Annotated in this window: 16 protein-coding genes; 5 read left to right on the top strand and 11 right to left on the bottom strand. The window is 69.2% G+C overall.

The features are described 5' to 3' along the window. The first annotated feature begins 7 nt into the window (after nt 1-7). On the top strand, nt 8-856 hold the full coding sequence (locus ACIHFE_RS31600; protein WP_400112079.1) for an endo alpha-1,4 polygalactosaminidase: 849 nt from the start codon (nt 8-10) through the stop codon (nt 854-856). A gap of 68 nt (nt 857-924) precedes the next feature. Here ACIHFE_RS31600 and ACIHFE_RS31595 read toward each other — a convergent pair whose 3' ends face one another. Then, nucleotides 925-1,272 carry a cupin domain-containing protein gene (locus ACIHFE_RS31595; protein ID WP_400112077.1) on the bottom strand — a complete coding sequence of 116 codons (348 nt, stop codon included), beginning with the start codon at nt 1,270-1,272 and terminating at the stop codon, nt 925-927. An 85-nt stretch (nt 1,273-1,357) separates the two neighbouring features. Here ACIHFE_RS31595 and ACIHFE_RS31590 point away from each other — a divergent pair, with 85 nt between their 5' ends. Beyond that, complete coding sequence (locus tag ACIHFE_RS31590; RefSeq protein ID WP_400112075.1) at nt 1,358-1,651, top strand: ArsR/SmtB family transcription factor; 294 nt, start codon at nt 1,358-1,360, stop codon at nt 1,649-1,651. Between the two features lie 15 nt (nt 1,652-1,666). Here the strand turns inward: ACIHFE_RS31590 and ACIHFE_RS31585 are convergent, their stop codons facing one another. The 3 genes from ACIHFE_RS31585 to ACIHFE_RS31575 all read right to left on the bottom strand — a co-directional run bounded on the left by ACIHFE_RS31585 (nt 1,667) and on the right by ACIHFE_RS31575 (nt 4,353). Continuing rightward, nucleotides 1,667-2,893: a PP2C family protein-serine/threonine phosphatase gene (locus ACIHFE_RS31585; protein WP_400112163.1), complete on the bottom strand. Its 1,227-nt coding sequence runs from the start codon at nt 2,891-2,893 to the stop codon at nt 1,667-1,669. Nucleotides 2,894-3,131: 238 nt separating this feature from the next. Next, nucleotides 3,132-3,341: a hypothetical protein gene (locus ACIHFE_RS31580; RefSeq protein WP_400112073.1), complete on the bottom strand. Its 210-nt coding sequence runs from the start codon at nt 3,339-3,341 to the stop codon at nt 3,132-3,134. Between the two features lie 37 nt (nt 3,342-3,378). Continuing rightward, nucleotides 3,379-4,353, bottom strand: coding sequence for a serine hydrolase domain-containing protein (locus ACIHFE_RS31575; protein ID WP_400112072.1), 975 nt, complete (start codon nt 4,351-4,353; stop codon nt 3,379-3,381). Between the two features lie 94 nt (nt 4,354-4,447). Here ACIHFE_RS31575 and ACIHFE_RS31570 point away from each other — a divergent pair, with 94 nt between their 5' ends. Then, nucleotides 4,448-4,900 (top strand): cytidine deaminase, encoded by a 453-nt coding sequence (locus tag ACIHFE_RS31570; RefSeq protein WP_400112070.1) that lies wholly within the window; start codon nt 4,448-4,450, stop codon nt 4,898-4,900. A gap of 19 nt (nt 4,901-4,919) precedes the next feature. Here the strand turns inward: ACIHFE_RS31570 and ACIHFE_RS31565 are convergent, their stop codons facing one another. Continuing rightward, the gene (locus ACIHFE_RS31565) at nt 4,920-5,327 is read right to left on the bottom strand and encodes an NmrA family NAD(P)-binding protein (protein ID WP_400112068.1); all 408 of its coding nucleotides are present in this window, start codon (nt 5,325-5,327) and stop codon (nt 4,920-4,922) included. 63 nt (nt 5,328-5,390) lie between these two features. Between ACIHFE_RS31565 and ACIHFE_RS31560 the strand changes: the two genes are divergently transcribed. Beyond that, a complete protein-coding gene (locus ACIHFE_RS31560; protein ID WP_400112066.1) occupies nt 5,391-5,978 on the top strand; it encodes a TetR/AcrR family transcriptional regulator in 588 nt (195 codons plus the stop codon). A 94-nt stretch (nt 5,979-6,072) separates the two neighbouring features. On the opposite strand, the gene ACIHFE_RS31555 is transcribed toward ACIHFE_RS31560, so the two are convergent. Beyond that, the gene (locus ACIHFE_RS31555; protein ID WP_400112064.1) at nt 6,073-6,693 is read right to left on the bottom strand and encodes a TetR/AcrR family transcriptional regulator; all 621 of its coding nucleotides are present in this window, start codon (nt 6,691-6,693) and stop codon (nt 6,073-6,075) included. A 36-nt stretch (nt 6,694-6,729) separates the two neighbouring features. On the opposite strand from ACIHFE_RS31555, the gene ACIHFE_RS31550 reads away from it, so the two are divergent. Next, nucleotides 6,730-7,530 carry an alpha/beta fold hydrolase gene (locus ACIHFE_RS31550; protein WP_400112062.1) on the top strand — a complete coding sequence of 267 codons (801 nt, stop codon included), beginning with the start codon at nt 6,730-6,732 and terminating at the stop codon, nt 7,528-7,530. A gap of 6 nt (nt 7,531-7,536) precedes the next feature. Here the strand turns inward: ACIHFE_RS31550 and ACIHFE_RS31545 are convergent, their stop codons facing one another. The 5 genes from ACIHFE_RS31545 to ACIHFE_RS31525 all read right to left on the bottom strand — a co-directional run bounded on the left by ACIHFE_RS31545 (nt 7,537) and on the right by ACIHFE_RS31525 (nt 13,914). Then, nucleotides 7,537-8,190 carry a response regulator gene (locus ACIHFE_RS31545; RefSeq protein WP_400112060.1) on the bottom strand — a complete coding sequence of 218 codons (654 nt, stop codon included), beginning with the start codon at nt 8,188-8,190 and terminating at the stop codon, nt 7,537-7,539. Continuing rightward, nucleotides 8,187-9,428 (bottom strand): sensor histidine kinase, encoded by a 1,242-nt coding sequence (locus ACIHFE_RS31540; RefSeq protein ID WP_400112059.1) that lies wholly within the window; start codon nt 9,426-9,428, stop codon nt 8,187-8,189. Before ACIHFE_RS31540 ends, ACIHFE_RS31545 begins: the two co-directional genes overlap by 4 nt. Before the next feature lie 5 nt (nt 9,429-9,433). Then, a complete protein-coding gene (locus ACIHFE_RS31535; RefSeq protein WP_400112057.1) occupies nt 9,434-11,602 on the bottom strand; it encodes an MMPL family transporter in 2,169 nt (722 codons plus the stop codon). Nucleotides 11,603-11,715: 113 nt separating this feature from the next. Continuing rightward, on the bottom strand, nt 11,716-12,645 hold the full coding sequence (locus ACIHFE_RS31530) for a hypothetical protein (RefSeq protein WP_400112055.1): 930 nt from the start codon (nt 12,643-12,645) through the stop codon (nt 11,716-11,718). Nucleotides 12,646-13,416: 771 nt separating this feature from the next. Next, complete coding sequence (locus ACIHFE_RS31525) at nt 13,417-13,914, bottom strand: DoxX family protein (RefSeq protein WP_400112054.1); 498 nt, start codon at nt 13,912-13,914, stop codon at nt 13,417-13,419. Between the last annotated feature and the right edge of the window lie 33 nt (nt 13,915-13,947).

Raw genomic sequence — 13,947 nt, 5'->3', positions numbered from 1 at the left:
TGCCTATGTGATCCTTTTCCGCTCCCGCGCCGCTCTCGCGGCCACCCTTCTGTCCACGGCTCTGGTCACGGCTTGCTCTGCCGCCGGCACACCCTCCGACACCACCGAGAGCCTTGAGCGCAGCGCCCCCGCGCAAGTGCGGCTACCGAGCCCCCACACCGTCTTCGACTACCAACTCGGCGGCGCATACCCGCCCAACAGCAAGGTACGGGCCGTCTCCCGCGACCGCGAGGCCAAGCCCGCCAAGGGCCTCTACAACATCTGTTATGTCAACGCCTTCCAGTCGCAGCCGGGCGAAGCCATCAACTGGTGGAAGAAGCACCACTCCAACCTGCTCCTGAAAGACGATCACGGGCGTCTGATCGTCGACAAGGACTGGGAGGAGCCTCTGCTGGACATCTCCACTTCCGCCAAGCGCCAGGCCCTTATGAACATCGTGGGCCCATGGATCGACGGCTGCGCCGCGGCGCACTACGACGCGGTGGAACCGGACAATCTCGATTCCTATGAGCGGTCCGAAGGCAAACTCACCCGCCAGCACGCGATCGCCTTCGCGCAGCTCCTGGCCGCCCGCGCCCACCAGCGGCACCTGGCCATCGCCCAGAAGAACGGCGCCGACCTGCTTCCCCAACGCACCCGTATCGGCTTCGATTTCGCCGTGGTCGAAGAGTGCGGACAGTACAAGGAGTGCTCCGAATACAGCGATGCCTACCATGCGAGGATCTTTGACATCGAGTATGTGAAGAAGAATTTCACCGCCGCCTGCCGGGCCTGGGGAAAGAAGCTGTCCATCACCCTGCGCGACCGGGAGGTCAGCCCTGCCGGGGCTGACGGTTACGTATACGAATCCTGCTGAACGCACCGCTGTTTCCGGGGACATGTTCCGGGCCCGGGCGGGCCCGGAACGGCAGCCGTCAGCCTTCGTCAGCCTTCCGGATAGAAGACGAACAGCCGGCAACCGGTGGTGGACTGGGGCACATGGCTGGAGCCCGCCGGGCAGTGCAGGAACGTCCCCGCCGGATAGTCACGAACGCCGTCGTTGAACACGCCCTCGACAACGAACACTTCCTCCGGCCCGGGCTCGTGCACATCGAGCCCGGGCCATACCGCGCCGGGCGCGATATCGACCACCTGGGCCGAACGGCCGGACTCCTGCCGCCACAGCGGGCGGATGGTGATGCCCTCCCCGTAAGCCCTGGCCGGGGCGTCGTCAGCGTGGACCCAGACGCAGGCGGGCTGGTCGGCGAGGGGTTCTTGCTGCTGTGCGGTCATGGTCGCGTCCTCCGGTAGCCATGGGATGCAGGAGATATATCAGCGTTCGATGATGCGTTTGCAGGGAATGTATCATCAACTACTGATGAAAGATCAATCGGTTGAGACACCCGACACACATCTGCCGGCCATAGGACGGGCGTTGAGCTGCCGGACCCGTCTCACTCTGCTGCAGTCACTGGCGCTGGGTGAGGCCACGGTCGGGGAGCTGGTGGAGCGCTCCGGCAGCACCCAGCCCAATGTGTCCAACCACCTGGCCGTACTGCGCGCCGCGGGTCTGGTGAGCGGGCGGCGGCTGGGGAGGAGCGTCCGCTATGCCCTCGCTTCGCCCCAAGTGGCGGATCTGGTCAGGGCATTGACGGCCGTGGTGCCGGATTAGCCGGCCGGCTCCAGGTCACCAGTGCTGCGGGCGCCATTCGAAAAGCAGGATGGTCGCGTCATCCCGCAACTGGTTGCGCTGGTACTCGAGGATGGCGTGGATAAGCAGCCGCAACACCTCGGCCGGGCGCTGGCCGGCAGCGGAGGAACGGATGATGAAGTCGGTGAACCGGTCGAGGCCGAACTCCTCACCGTCCGCGTCGCGGGCTTCCACCACACCGTCGGTGTAGAGCAGCACACAGTCGCCCGGCTCCAAGGTCGTCTCATGGACCTGCCGGGCTGCCGGGGTGAATTGGCCGGCCAGGCCGATCGGCGGCTGCGGAGGGCTGTCCAGCGCCCCGTCGAGCACCCGCTCGGCACGGATCAGCAGCGGCGGCGGGTGACCGCAGTTGACCCAGCGCAGCACCCCGGTAACCGCGTCGAACCGGCACAGCACGCCGGTGGCGAAACGGTCCGGCAGCCAGCGGGCGAGCGCCTGGTCGAGGGAGCCGACAATGTCGGCCAGCTCTCCGCCGCCGCGGCGGGCGTTCCGCGCCGCCGCCATGGCGACCGAGGTGGTCAGGCCGGAGGCCAGATCGTGACCCATGGAGTCAAGGATCATGGTGTGCAGCACATCCTTGATCACCGAGTGGTCGAAGGCGTCGCCGGCGACGTCATACGCCGGTTCCAGGACCGCGGTCGAGACACACCTGCTGCTGCCGACGGAGCGGGACGGCAGAAAGGCCCGCAGCATTTCGGTGGGCAGCCGCATGGTCGCGGTACGGGTCCGGGCGGCAAGCCAGTCGCTGTAGCCGCGCTTGGAGGTGATCAGCATGGCGAACAGATGGGCCAGCATCCGGCTGCGACGCAAGCGCACCCCGTTGAGCGAGGCGGTCCGCACGGCCAGCACGCCCAGCCGCTCCGCACCGTCCACCAGCGGCATCCAGACGATCACGCCCTCGTCGGCGTCCGCCACCCGCGGGGAGACCGTGCGGTACGCCCAGCCGGCCAGCGAGTCGTCCACCGTCAGCGGCTGCAGGGCCTCGTCGAGCGGGATCAGCAGACGTTGTTGCAGGTCAGCGAGGTAGATCAGCGCGGCGTCCAGGCCGAGGGCCGAGGCGCACCGGTTCGCCAGGGCGGGCAGTTCAAACGGCAGGGCGGTCTGCGCCTCGATGATCAGCCCTGACAGCCGATTCTCGTCGACGGCGGCGTCGGGACCGGCAGACGCGGGCGGTGGGTCCGACACGGGGATCACCCCTTCCATGCCCAGTCTCACACCGATCCCGGCCTCGCTCACGCGGGCACGATCGCGCGGGCCGGGCTCGCCGCGGCGTTGTCGAGCGGCCGGCAGTGGTCGAAGGGTTGGCGGTGTACCGCCGGGATGGCGCTGATGCGGAGGGTGCAGCCCTGGCTGTACGGTCACGCCCTGGAGTCCAGGTGGCTGCGGTTCGTCCACTTCCGCGCGGGCGAGCCCCCGCCTGGCGCAACGACGGGCACGCGGGTCAGCAGGCTCGCTGCCGGCCGACGTCGCGAACCTCACGGCCCGTAACAGCCGCCTGTCCACGCACATCACCCGCCTCGAACGACGCCTCTCCGAGGCCCTGGGGCAAGCGGCCCGGGAAGCCTCCGGCCTCGGCAACCCGGCAGACGTCGAAACGCTCACCCGCCGGGTCGCCGAGCCGGCGCAGCAGATCCTTGATGGCCCAGGTCAACCGCTGACCGCGGCACTCAGAGCTCAGTACCGAGGTCTCAGGCGGCGAAGTCGTTGACCGCCTGGGCAATGTCGTCCCCGGTCAAGGGCTGCTGCATGTCGCTGAGCAGTCGCGCCAAGGCGGGCAGGGCGGTCTCCTGGTTGGCGAGGGCCACGCTGACATAGTCCCGGTTCGGGATCAGGACCATGGCAGCCCGGTAGCCGGGTAGCCGTCCGTTGAGATACATCTGACCCGAGGGCCCCAGGGCCCATCCCAACCCGTAAGCCATGGAGTCGTCGGACCGGGTGCGCGGACGACGGATCTCCTCCAGGAGAGCCTGATCGGCGAGCAGTTCCTCGCCGACGGCCAGGAGCTCCGACACCGACGACCACAGGCCGCCGCTGGGCCGACGGGTGCGCGGATAGCCGAGCAGTGGGAGTTCAGTTGTGCCGTTCCACCCGGTGACGGACGCCGCCGGGGTCTCAAAACCTGTCCGTTCAAGGCCCCAGTGGTCGAGGAGGGCCCCCTCCAACGCGCTCTCGAACGTTGTGCCGCTCAGGGCCGCGAGGATCGAGCCGGCCAGGAAGTAGTTGCCGTTGTAGTAGGACCACCGCTCGCCGGGCTCCCGCTCGTTCCCGGCGCGGACCACGAGCCGGGCGGCTTCCAGCAGCGCTCCCTCCCCATCGCCCAAAGCCTTCACGGTTGCCGCGTCCACCGATTCCCGCAGGCCGGAGACCTGCCCCAGGATCTGCTCGATGGTGAGGCTCTCGTCGGCCAGCCAGTCCGGCGCAAGGCCGGGAAGCAGTTCGAGGACTGGTACGCCCAACGGGACACCGTTGTCCCGTAGCACGCGGACCAGTGCCGCAGAGGTGAAGACCTTCGTCAGCGACGCGATACGGAAACACGATTCCGCCGTCACCTCGACCGTCCCCTGGGTCGCCGTGGTGCGGGCACCCGCCACCGACGAACCCACCGCTACCGCCGGCACATCGTGAAAACTCGTCTGTTCTTCCATCAGCTTCTGAATATTCACAGGGGGCATCGTATTGACGGCGTTCCGGACCCTTGGGCGCGGTGGCACCGGCCGGGGCGGACAGCGACACCGGCCGCTCTGTACCGTGCTGCGCATGGCTGTTGATCAAGAGCTGGTGGATGCCGCGATTGAGCTGATGTGCACCCGTTTTCCGGGGCAGGACTGGTCCGGGGCCGCGGCGCTGCGGCTCGACGATGGCACAGTGCTTACCAGTACGGCACCTGATGTTCCCAACAACGCCGTGCGCTTGTGCCATGAAACGGGGGCCATGTGTGAGGCCTTCAAGCTGGGCCGGCGTGTGGTGGCGTCGGTGTGCGTGACTGCCGCCGATGGGGACCGCGGCCACTGGGTCCTGGCTCCCTGTGGCGTCTGCCAGGAACGGCTTTTCGCGTACGGCCCGGATGTGGAGGTCGCGGTGCCCATACCCGCGGACCCGCGCCATTGGCGCACGCTGCGGCTGAGGGACCTTCAACCCCATTGGTTCGCGCGGGTGTTCCCCGATGATGTCTGGCCTTTCGACGACGATGAGCCGGAACCGTCCTCCTGAGCCGGTTCCGCAGGCAGGCTCACGCCCACTTGCTGACCAGATTCCGCGGCAGGACCTCGCTGCCATGGCGCTCCACGCCGGCAACCGAGGTGAAGACGAAGTGCTCGACGCCGGCGGCACGCGCGGCCTCGGCGACGTTGATTCCCCAGCGGACCTCGTCCTCGGCGCTGAAGTCCGGCGCGGTCCCGGGGGAGCCGACCGTGGGCTGGACGCTGAACATGCCGTATGCGCCGTTGGCCGCGGCGAGCAAGGAGGCGACGTCCTCCATCCGCGCGCCGGCGCTCGCCAGCTCCTTGGCCGGTGCGCCCTCCGGGTCCCGGGTGAGTGCGCGTACCTCCCAGCCGCTGCCGAGCAGGTGCCGGGTCACCGCCCGTCCCTGCGGGCCGGTCGCCCCCACCACCACGACGGTCTTTCCTGTCGGTTCCACGAATCTCCCCATGCCGTAGCCGACGAGGGCGCACATCCAGTTAGCAAGCCGTCAGGAGTTCCCGTGCCCAAGAGCGCAGCCGACCCGGCTATGCGGCCGATGCGTGCCGACGCACGCCGCAACTACGACCGGATTGTGGTGGCCGCCGAGAGCCTGGTCGCCGAACAGGGCGCCGAAGCCTCGCTGGAGGAGATCGCCCGATGTGCCGGAGTCGGCTCGGCCACCCTTCACCGGCACTTCCCCTCCCGGCAGTTGCTCCTGGAAGCCGTCTTCAAGGGCCGGGTGGACGCCCTGTGCGCCCCAGCGCGTGACCTGCTGCCCGACCCCGATCCCGGAGCCGCACTCGTCAGCTGGCTCCGCGCCGTCGGCGCACACGCCGTGGCCAATCGGGGCCTTGGCGCATCACTGATGCACGGCGCCCGCGACGGCGACCCGACGCTGGGCAGCACCTGCCACGCGATGATCACCAGCGCCGGCGATGAACTCCTCGACCGCGCCCGCCAGGTGAATGCCGTACGCCCCGACGTCACCATCACCCAACTGCTCAAACTCGTCAGCGCCATTGCGCGGGCCACCGAGGAGGAACCCGACGGCCCGGCCGAGGCCGAGCGGCTGCTCGCCCTGGCCATCGACGGGGTGCGCGCCCGCTGAAGGTCCCATCGAGGAGCGCACGTTCATCGTGGCGACCGGTCGGTGCACCGTGGGTGTCCCGGACCGGGCGCGGGAGTCCCGCAGACGTTGCGGGTCATGATGCTGGTGATGTGAGGTGCCGGCAGATCAGCTTGTGGGCGAGGTGCGCCGTCGCAAGCAAGTCCTCGCGAACCGTGCCGAGGCCGGCTTGTACCGACAGGCCGTGCACCACGGACTGGACGAGGCCGGTCAGGGCCACCGCGTCGGTTCCGGCGGTGAGTTCCCCGTCCCGGTCGGCCTGCTCGACGCGCGCCAGGAGGGTTCGCTCGTTCCAGCCGTGCAGTTCGGCGTAGTAGGCGCTGGTGTCGAGAGTGCTGGTGCTGTCGGTCATCGCGGCGCTGCTCAGAAGGCAGCCTGGATGTACGTCGCTTGGCTGGGTGAACTCATGGACCGAGTCGATGAGGATGCGTTCGATGACGGTCCGCGGGTCCTGCTCGGCGACGGCCTGCCGGTGGATCTCCCGGTAGCGCTCGGCATAGGTCCGCACCGCTTCCTCGAACAGTCCGGCCTTGCTGTCGAAGGCCGCGTAGAGGCTGGAGGTGGAGAGGCCAAGGGCGGCGGTGAGGGCGCGGGTTGATGTCCCGGAGTAGCCGTATCGCCAGAAGAGGCGGGCGGCGTCGAGGATCGCGCGGTCACGGTCGAAGGCTCGTGGTCGTCCACGGGTTGGTCGGGGCACCATTGCATTGTAGAGCGTTTGCTCCATAATGGCTTTATGGAGCAAGCGATTCAGAAGAATTTTCCGGTCGGTGGCGGCAGTTGGGTAACGGTCGATGTGTACGGTGAGCCGGGCGCCCCGGGACTTGTCGTCGTCCCGGGCGCGATGAGTGATGCGCATGCGTGGCGTCATGTCGCGACCGCCATCGACGCCTGGCCGTCGGTGATGGTGGTCAACCGTCGAGGACGTACCCCTTCGGGGCCGTTGACCAGTTCCTACTCGCTGCGGACGGAGGTCGAGGACCTCGGTGTGATCCTCGATGAATTCGCCGGTACGCAGGCGCTGTTCGGCTGGAGCTATGGCGGCTTGATCGCATTGCTGGCCGCCGGCGAACGCCCGTTCCGTCAGGTGATCGCCTACGAGCCGGTGATGCGCCCGTTCGCCCGTCACGCACTGCCGGACCTGAAGGCCGCCGAGGAGGCGGCGGACTGGGACGCCAGCGTCGAGATAGTGAACCGGCAGATCTCCGGCTTCGATGCGCCCTATGTCGAGGCCCTGCGGGCAGACCGTCAAACCTGGGCGACCCTGAAGCACTTGAGCGGGCCGGCGTACGCCGAACTCGCCGCGCTGAACGCGACGTCGCTACCGGAGGCGCTGGCAGGACGGGCGGACCGTGTCGATCTGATCGTCGGCCAGTGCAATCGCGGAACGGCCCCCTATGGAACGTCGTTCGACGATGTCCGGCAGCGCGTCACCCATGCCGAAGTCCATGAACTCCCCGGCCAGGGCCATCTGGCACACCTCCAGGCGCCAACGGAGCTCGGCCGCCTGCTCAACGGCCTCGCCGCTGTCCGATAAAGAGGTTCACCGAGGTCTTCCGGGAGCGCGGCGCAGCAGGCCGCGTTCCAGGGCGACAACCACCGCATGGGTGCGGTCGTTGACATCGAGTTTGGCGAACAGCCGCAACAGATGGGTCTTCACGGTGGCTTCCGCGATGACCAGCCGCTTGCCGATCTCCGCGTTGGTGAGCCCGTCGGCGACCGCGTTCAGCACATCGGTCTCCCGGGCGGTGAGCGGCACCGGCGCGGGCTGCCGCATCCTGGCGACCAGCTTCTCGGCCACCCGTGGGGCGAGCACTGTCTCACCGCGGGCCGCCGCCCGGATGGCGTCGGCCAGTTGCTCACGGGTGGTGTCCTTGAGCAGATATCCGATGGCACCGGCCTCCACCCCGCGCTCGATATCGGCGTCGGTGTCATAGGTCGTCAGGATCAGCACCCGGGTGCGCGGGTGCCGGGCCACGATCTCGGTCGTGGTCGCGACCCCGTCGAGTACCGGCATCCGCAGGTCCACCAGGGCGACATCGGGCGCGTACCGGTCGACGAGTTCAAGCGCCGCCAGGCCGTCGGCCGCCTCACCGACGATCTCGATATCCGGGTCACCGGCGAGCAGGGCGATGACGCCGGCGCGCATCACCGTGTGGTCGTCGACCACGATGACGCGGAGTGTCCCGCTGGTCATGCCGTCACCTTCCGGTCCGTGGGAATCATGGGAATCATCGCGAGCACCCGGGTGCCGTCGCCGACCGAGCTGGTGACGGTGAGCTGACCGCCCTGCTCGGCGAGGCGCTTGCGCATCCCGTCGAGCCCGAACCCCGCCGACTCACCGATCACGAACCCCCGTCCGTCATCGGTGATTTCCAGCTCGACGCCGAACGGCTGTTGCGCCAGCACCACGTTCACCGTGGAGGCCGCGGCATGCTTGCGCACATTGGCCAGCGACTCCTGCAGACAGCGCAGCAGCGCGATCCTGGTCCGCTGGTCGCACACCGGGTCGGCCAGTTCCGCATCGACCATGAGCCCGGTGTCCTCCGCGAACCGGTCCAGGGTCCGGCGCAGCGTCCGGGCCACCGAGCCCGCGGCCACCCGGCTCTGCTGTGCGGAGCCGACCAGCTCCCGCGCCTCGGCGAGGTTGTCGCGCGCCGTGCTCTCGATCGAACGCAACTGCTGGGCGCTGCGGTCCGGATCGGTGGCCAGCCCCTCCCGGGCCGCTTCGGCCAGCACGATGATGGACGCGAAGCCCTGCGCGAGCGTGTCATGGATCTCCCGCGCCATGCGCTCGCGTTCGTCGGCCGCGCCCTGGCGCTGGTGGGCTTCGGACAGCCGCGCCTGCGTCCGTTCCAACTCCTCGATCAGCCGGGCGCGTTCACCGCTCTGCTCCACAACCGAGTGGATCCACAGCCCGATCAGGACGCTGGCGGCCACCACGATGAGCGTGGAGACCAGCGTGGAACCGAAGAACTCGGCGCTCCAGCCCTTGCGCAGCCAGCTCCCGGTCAGCGTGGAGGTGGTGGCCAGCCCGGTGAAGACCAGCGAGGCCCGTACCGTCCGGCCGAACAGCCAGAAGTGCGGCAGGGTCACAATGAACAGCGCCGCATAGCCGCTCCAGAAGTAGGCGCTGCCGCCGAGCCCCAGGACCAGCACCCAGAGATAGGTGTACGGCCGCAGGACGGGGTTGCCGGGGAACCGGTCGAGGACCGCGTAGCTGAGCATCACACAGCCCAGCAGCGCCAGTGCCGCATAGGTGTTGCCGCCCTGGCGCTCCGTCAGGGCGAGGCCGGCGAACAGCGCGCCGAACAGCACCCAGCAGGCCACGTTCCACCGCCGCAGGGTCCTGGCCCAGAACGGGTTGCCGGGGCGGCCGAAGGCCGCGCCGCTGAAGGAATGGGGGCGGCTGTCGGCCCTCGACCACGGAATCATGGTGATCAACTTACGTCGGCCGTTATCAGCGTGGGCCGCCGCACCGGCCGGACCCCGTGCGCGGGCCACCAGCTCGCCTCGCCGAGCAGCGTCATGGCCGCCGGCAACACCATGATCCGGATGACAAAGGCATCCAGCAGCACGGCCGCCGCCAGCACAAATCCGATCTGCTTCATCTCGATGATGTGCAGGAAGACAAAGCTGGCGAAGACCGTCACCATGACCACCGCGGCGCTGGTCACCACCGCCGCCGAGCTGCCGATCCCGTCGAGCACCGCCCGGCGGGTCGGTACGCCGCCCAGGACCGCCTCCCTGATCCGGCTGACCACAAACACCTGATAGTCCATCGACAGCCCGAAGAGGATCACAAACAGGAACAGCGGGACCCGGGAGCCGATCGACCCGGTGGACTGGAAGCCAAGCAGGCCCTCGGCCCAAGTGCTCTGGAACACCAGGACCAGCAGCCCCAGCGCGCCCGCGGCGGACAACAGGTTGAGCACCACGCCGAGCAGCCCCAGCACCACCGAGCGGAACGCCAGCGCCGTCATCACCAGGGTGACCAGCAGCAGCGCCCCGATGACCAGCGGCAGCCGAGCGTTCTGATGGGCGGGATAGTCGGTGGTCCGGGCGACATCACCGGTCACCCCGGCCTCGGCGCCGGGTATCCGGCCGACCGTGGCGGGCAGGTAGTCCGCCCGCAGGTGAGTGAGGGAGCGCCGCGCCTCGTCGGAGTTCCCCAGGTATGGCACGGACAGCTCCAGCACGCTGATGCGGTGGTCGTCCGAGGTCCGCAGCCTGGGCCGGCCGGTGAACAGCGGGTCGGTCCGCGTGCGGCGCCCGAGTTCGGCAAGCGCGGCGGCCACCTCTCCGGCACGGTCCGGCCGGGCGCGGACCACGATCTGATGGGTGACCCGGTGCTCGGGGAACGCCTCGTTGAGCCGGTCGTAGGTCCGCATGGCGGGGATGGCGCGCGAGTGGGTGTCGCGGCTCATCTCCACCAGCTTCAGCCCCGCCAGCGGGGCGGCCAGGACCAGCAGGAACAGCACGGACACACACAGGGTGAGCACCGGATGCCGGCTCGCGGGCCGGGTCAGCGCCGCCCACACCCGGCCGGTACCGCCGCCCGTCCGTACCCGCCGGGGGCGGCGGGTACCCGCCCGTCGCGCCGCCCGCTGCCCGGCTTTGACCAGCAGGGCGGGCAGTACGGTCAGCGAACTGGCCACGGCTGCCAGGACGACGACGATGGTGCCGGTGGCCAGTGAGGAGAAGATGACATCGGAGGCCAGATACAGGGTGGCCGTGGAGACGATCACCGCGAGCCCGGAGACCACGACCGCGCGCCCCGAAGTCGCCGCGGCCAGTTCCACCACCGCCTCGGGGCCGAGCCGGCCGCCGCAGCGCGCCCGTTCCTCCCGTTCCCGCTTGAGGTAGAAGAGCGTGTAGTCGACTCCGACGGCGAGACCGATCAGGATGATGACATTGGTGCCGACCCCGGCGTCGGGGAAGAGATGCGAGGCCATCATGGACAGTCCCAGGGCCGCGGCGATCGACGAGAGCGCCAGCAGCAGCGGCACGGTGGCCATCAGGACGGAGCCGAAGGCCAGCAGCAGGGTGATCAGGGTGGCCGGCAGGGTGATCGCCTCGGAGAGCGCCAGATCACTGCCGCGCTGAGCGTCAACTCCCTTGCTGATGGAGGGGGATCCGGTCTCCTCCACCCGTACGTCCGGATGGCTCCGCTGCACCGCCGCGGTCTGCGCCCGCAGCGGCCCGACATGCTTACGGGCATCCAACTCCGGCCCCCGCATGGTCACTTCGACCATAAGGACCTGGCCGTCGCGCGCGGCGAGCGGCGCGGCCACCCGCTCGACCTCGGGCAGCTTCGCCATCCTGGCCGCCACCTCGCGCGCGGCCTGGTCGGCGGCCCGCCGGTCCAGGGCGCCGGACCGGGACGAAACCAGCACCTGTTCGGTCGGCCGGCGCTGCAAGTGCCCTTCGGTGGCCATCGCCTCGGCCCGGCCGGCCTCGCCGACCCGGTAGTCCTCGGTGGTGGCGTTATGGGTGCCGACCGCGATACCAAGGCCCAGGCACAGCACCACGAACACCAGCCACCCGGTGATCGCGCGCCAGGGGTGCAGAGCGCTCCAGCGAGCGGCGCGCACAGGTAGATCTCTCATACGAAGAGCGTCGCCGGACCGGCCCTGCGCGGGACAGCATCACCCGGTTGTACTTTCCCTCCACCGGTCAGTGGACTTGGGGGTGGGGTTACCCCCACCCCGTGAACAGTGCGTCAGCTGACGCGCAGCGTCAGTGCGGCGGTGTGGAGCGTGCCGCCGGTCTGGAACTGCAGGAACATCCGCCAGTTGCCCGGCTTGGGCAGCATGGCGTGGAACGAGAGGTCCGGCCCGCCGTGATCGCCACTGACCTTGGTCTCCGGGTGGAGGTGGGCGAATGCCTGGTCGCCCGTGTGGAAGGCGGTCAGGTGGGCGTAGGTGTCGAGGTAGGGCTGGAGATCGGTGACGGGCTTGCCGTCCTTGCTGATGCCGACCGTCATCGGGTGGGCCATCCCGGCCATCAACTCGCCCTTGACCGTGACCGTGTAGCCGTCCACCTCGGCGGTCGAAGCCGCCGCCGGGAGCGGGGTGCTCTTGGCGGCGCCGGGGACGGTGACGGTGCGGCTGAGGACGAAGTCCTTGCCCTTGCCCGCACCGCTGTCGGGGATGAAGGAGGCGAATATGCGCCAGGACCCCGGTTCCAGGGCCGCGAGGCCGGCGGTCCAGGTGCCATCGGCGGCCATGACCGGGTGCAGATGCTGGAAGCCGGTCAGGTCCGAGCGGATCGCGTAGAAATGCATCCGCTTCGTCTGGTCCTCGGCGAAACCGGTGACCGGCTTGCCATCCGGGCCCATGATCCGGAACGCATAGTCGCCGGCCTTGCCGGTGGGCAGTTCGGCGGTGTTCGAGGCCAGCTGGTAGCCGTCCTTGCTGTCGGCCAGGCCGTCGCCGGTGGCCATGGAGCCATGGTCCATGCCCGGCATGGAGTCCATGGAGTGGGACGAGGCGGGCGCCGAGGACATCGAGCTGTGATCCATGCCCGGCATCGAGGAGCCGGAGGAGTCCTTCGACGAACCGCACGCGGCCAGCGCCAGTGCGAGAACGGCCGCCGTGCCGGCCGCCGCGAGAGCGCGACGGCGCAGGGTGAAACGAGAAGCGAACGACATCAGAGAAGAACCTTCGGGGCGTGCGCGCCATAGTCGGTGCGCAAGTGAACAGGGCACATGGCCCGACGCCCGTTCACCGGGCTCGGGCAAGGCCCCGTCACCTCCGGGCGACGCACACCCTCAACAGCACAGCGCGCCCGCCACCCGGCGGTCCACGCCGCCGCGCATCCGCGGCAGCCATCCACCGCCGGCTCAGCGCCCAGCCGCACAGGCCCACGAAGGCCGCGACGGCCATGAGCCAGTGACTGGGCCATGCGAACCGGTCGCGGACCGGAGTCGCCACACACTGGGCTCCGTGTCCGCCGGACATGGCCTGGGAACCGGCATGCGCCGGGCTCCTCCCGGCCATCGAGGCCGGCGCTGCGGTGGCAGCACTGCCGTCGCCGTGCATGGCGGCATGCGCACTGCCCATGGGCAAGGAGATCGGTGCCGTGTCATGGCAACTGTCGGCCGCACTCGCCGGGGCACCGTGCATGAGGAACAGCCCGAACAGCACCGCGCACACCGCCATCAGCCGGGCCGGAGCCCGCCTGCGCGATCGCACGTCGTTCATTGCCGCCTCATCCCTCACCGGCCCAGGCCGGGCCGTCTGATCATCAGCCCAGAGCATACCCCCTCCCCGTATCGCCGTGACCTGCCACCTCCGTAACAGCGAGGCTCGGGCCCGATGTCAGCGCCGACGGCCGTCACCCGTCGTGGCGGGTGCGAGTGCGGGCCCGGCGCCGGCGGCCCTTGGGGCCTTGGTCGCGCGTCCGGCAGAGCGGTGGTGCTTTACCCGTGCGCAGGACCGGCAGCACGGCCCCGGCCGGAACTCAGGTATGCGTCGAGGGACCAGGCGCCGGCACCGACGATGAGCAGGAAGAGGCTGCCGCACAGCTGGGCGAAGTCCAGACGGGACTCGTGGGCGAAGTCCCACCAGCCGGACTCGCCGTGGAAGATTTTTGAGCCGCCCCACAGGATCGGCAGCTTGGTGATCAGCAGCGCGCCGAGCATGTCCACCACCATCGGTACGGCCGCAAGCCGGGTGAGCAGCCCAGCCAGGATCAGCACTCCGCAGAGGATCTCGAAGACCCCGTCCAGCGCGGCGAAGAAGTCCGCGGCGGGGATGCCGGCCTTGTTGAAGCGGCCCGTTCCCAGCGCTTGCTCGCGGAGGAACTTCAAGATCCCCTCCACGAGGAAGACCGCCCCCACATACAGCCGGATGAGTACCACCGCACGCGGCGCCGTGGTGTCCGTCAGCTTTGCCCACCAGGTACTGATCTGTGTCATGCCCCTCGGCCCTTCGCCTCGGCGACGTATCGG

This window comes from Streptomyces sp. NPDC052396, from assembly GCF_044593195.1.
GTDB lineage: Bacteria > Actinomycetota > Actinomycetes > Streptomycetales > Streptomycetaceae > Streptomyces.
This window is presented reverse-complemented; position numbering and strand designations above follow the sequence as displayed.

Coding starts and splice junctions, on each gene's coding strand:
- ACIHFE_RS31595 (WP_400112077.1), bottom strand. CDS start 1,272: ATGACCGCACAGCAGCAAGAACCCCTCGCCGACCAGCCCGCCTGCGTC.
- ACIHFE_RS31590 (WP_400112075.1), top strand. CDS start 1,358: ATGAAAGATCAATCGGTTGAGACACCCGACACACATCTGCCGGCCATA.
- ACIHFE_RS31585 (WP_400112163.1), bottom strand. CDS start 2,893: ATGGAAGGGGTGATCCCCGTGTCGGACCCACCGCCCGCGTCTGCCGGT.
- ACIHFE_RS31570 (WP_400112070.1), top strand. CDS start 4,448: ATGGCTGTTGATCAAGAGCTGGTGGATGCCGCGATTGAGCTGATGTGC.
- ACIHFE_RS31550 (WP_400112062.1), top strand. CDS start 6,730: ATGGAGCAAGCGATTCAGAAGAATTTTCCGGTCGGTGGCGGCAGTTGG.
- ACIHFE_RS31545 (WP_400112060.1), bottom strand. CDS start 8,190: ATGACCAGCGGGACACTCCGCGTCATCGTGGTCGACGACCACACGGTG.
- ACIHFE_RS31540 (WP_400112059.1), bottom strand. CDS start 9,428: ATGATTCCGTGGTCGAGGGCCGACAGCCGCCCCCATTCCTTCAGCGGC.
- ACIHFE_RS31535 (WP_400112057.1), bottom strand. CDS start 11,602: ATGAGAGATCTACCTGTGCGCGCCGCTCGCTGGAGCGCTCTGCACCCC.
- ACIHFE_RS31530 (WP_400112055.1), bottom strand. CDS start 12,645: ATGTCGTTCGCTTCTCGTTTCACCCTGCGCCGTCGCGCTCTCGCGGCG.
- ACIHFE_RS31525 (WP_400112054.1), bottom strand. CDS start 13,914: ATGACACAGATCAGTACCTGGTGGGCAAAGCTGACGGACACCACGGCG.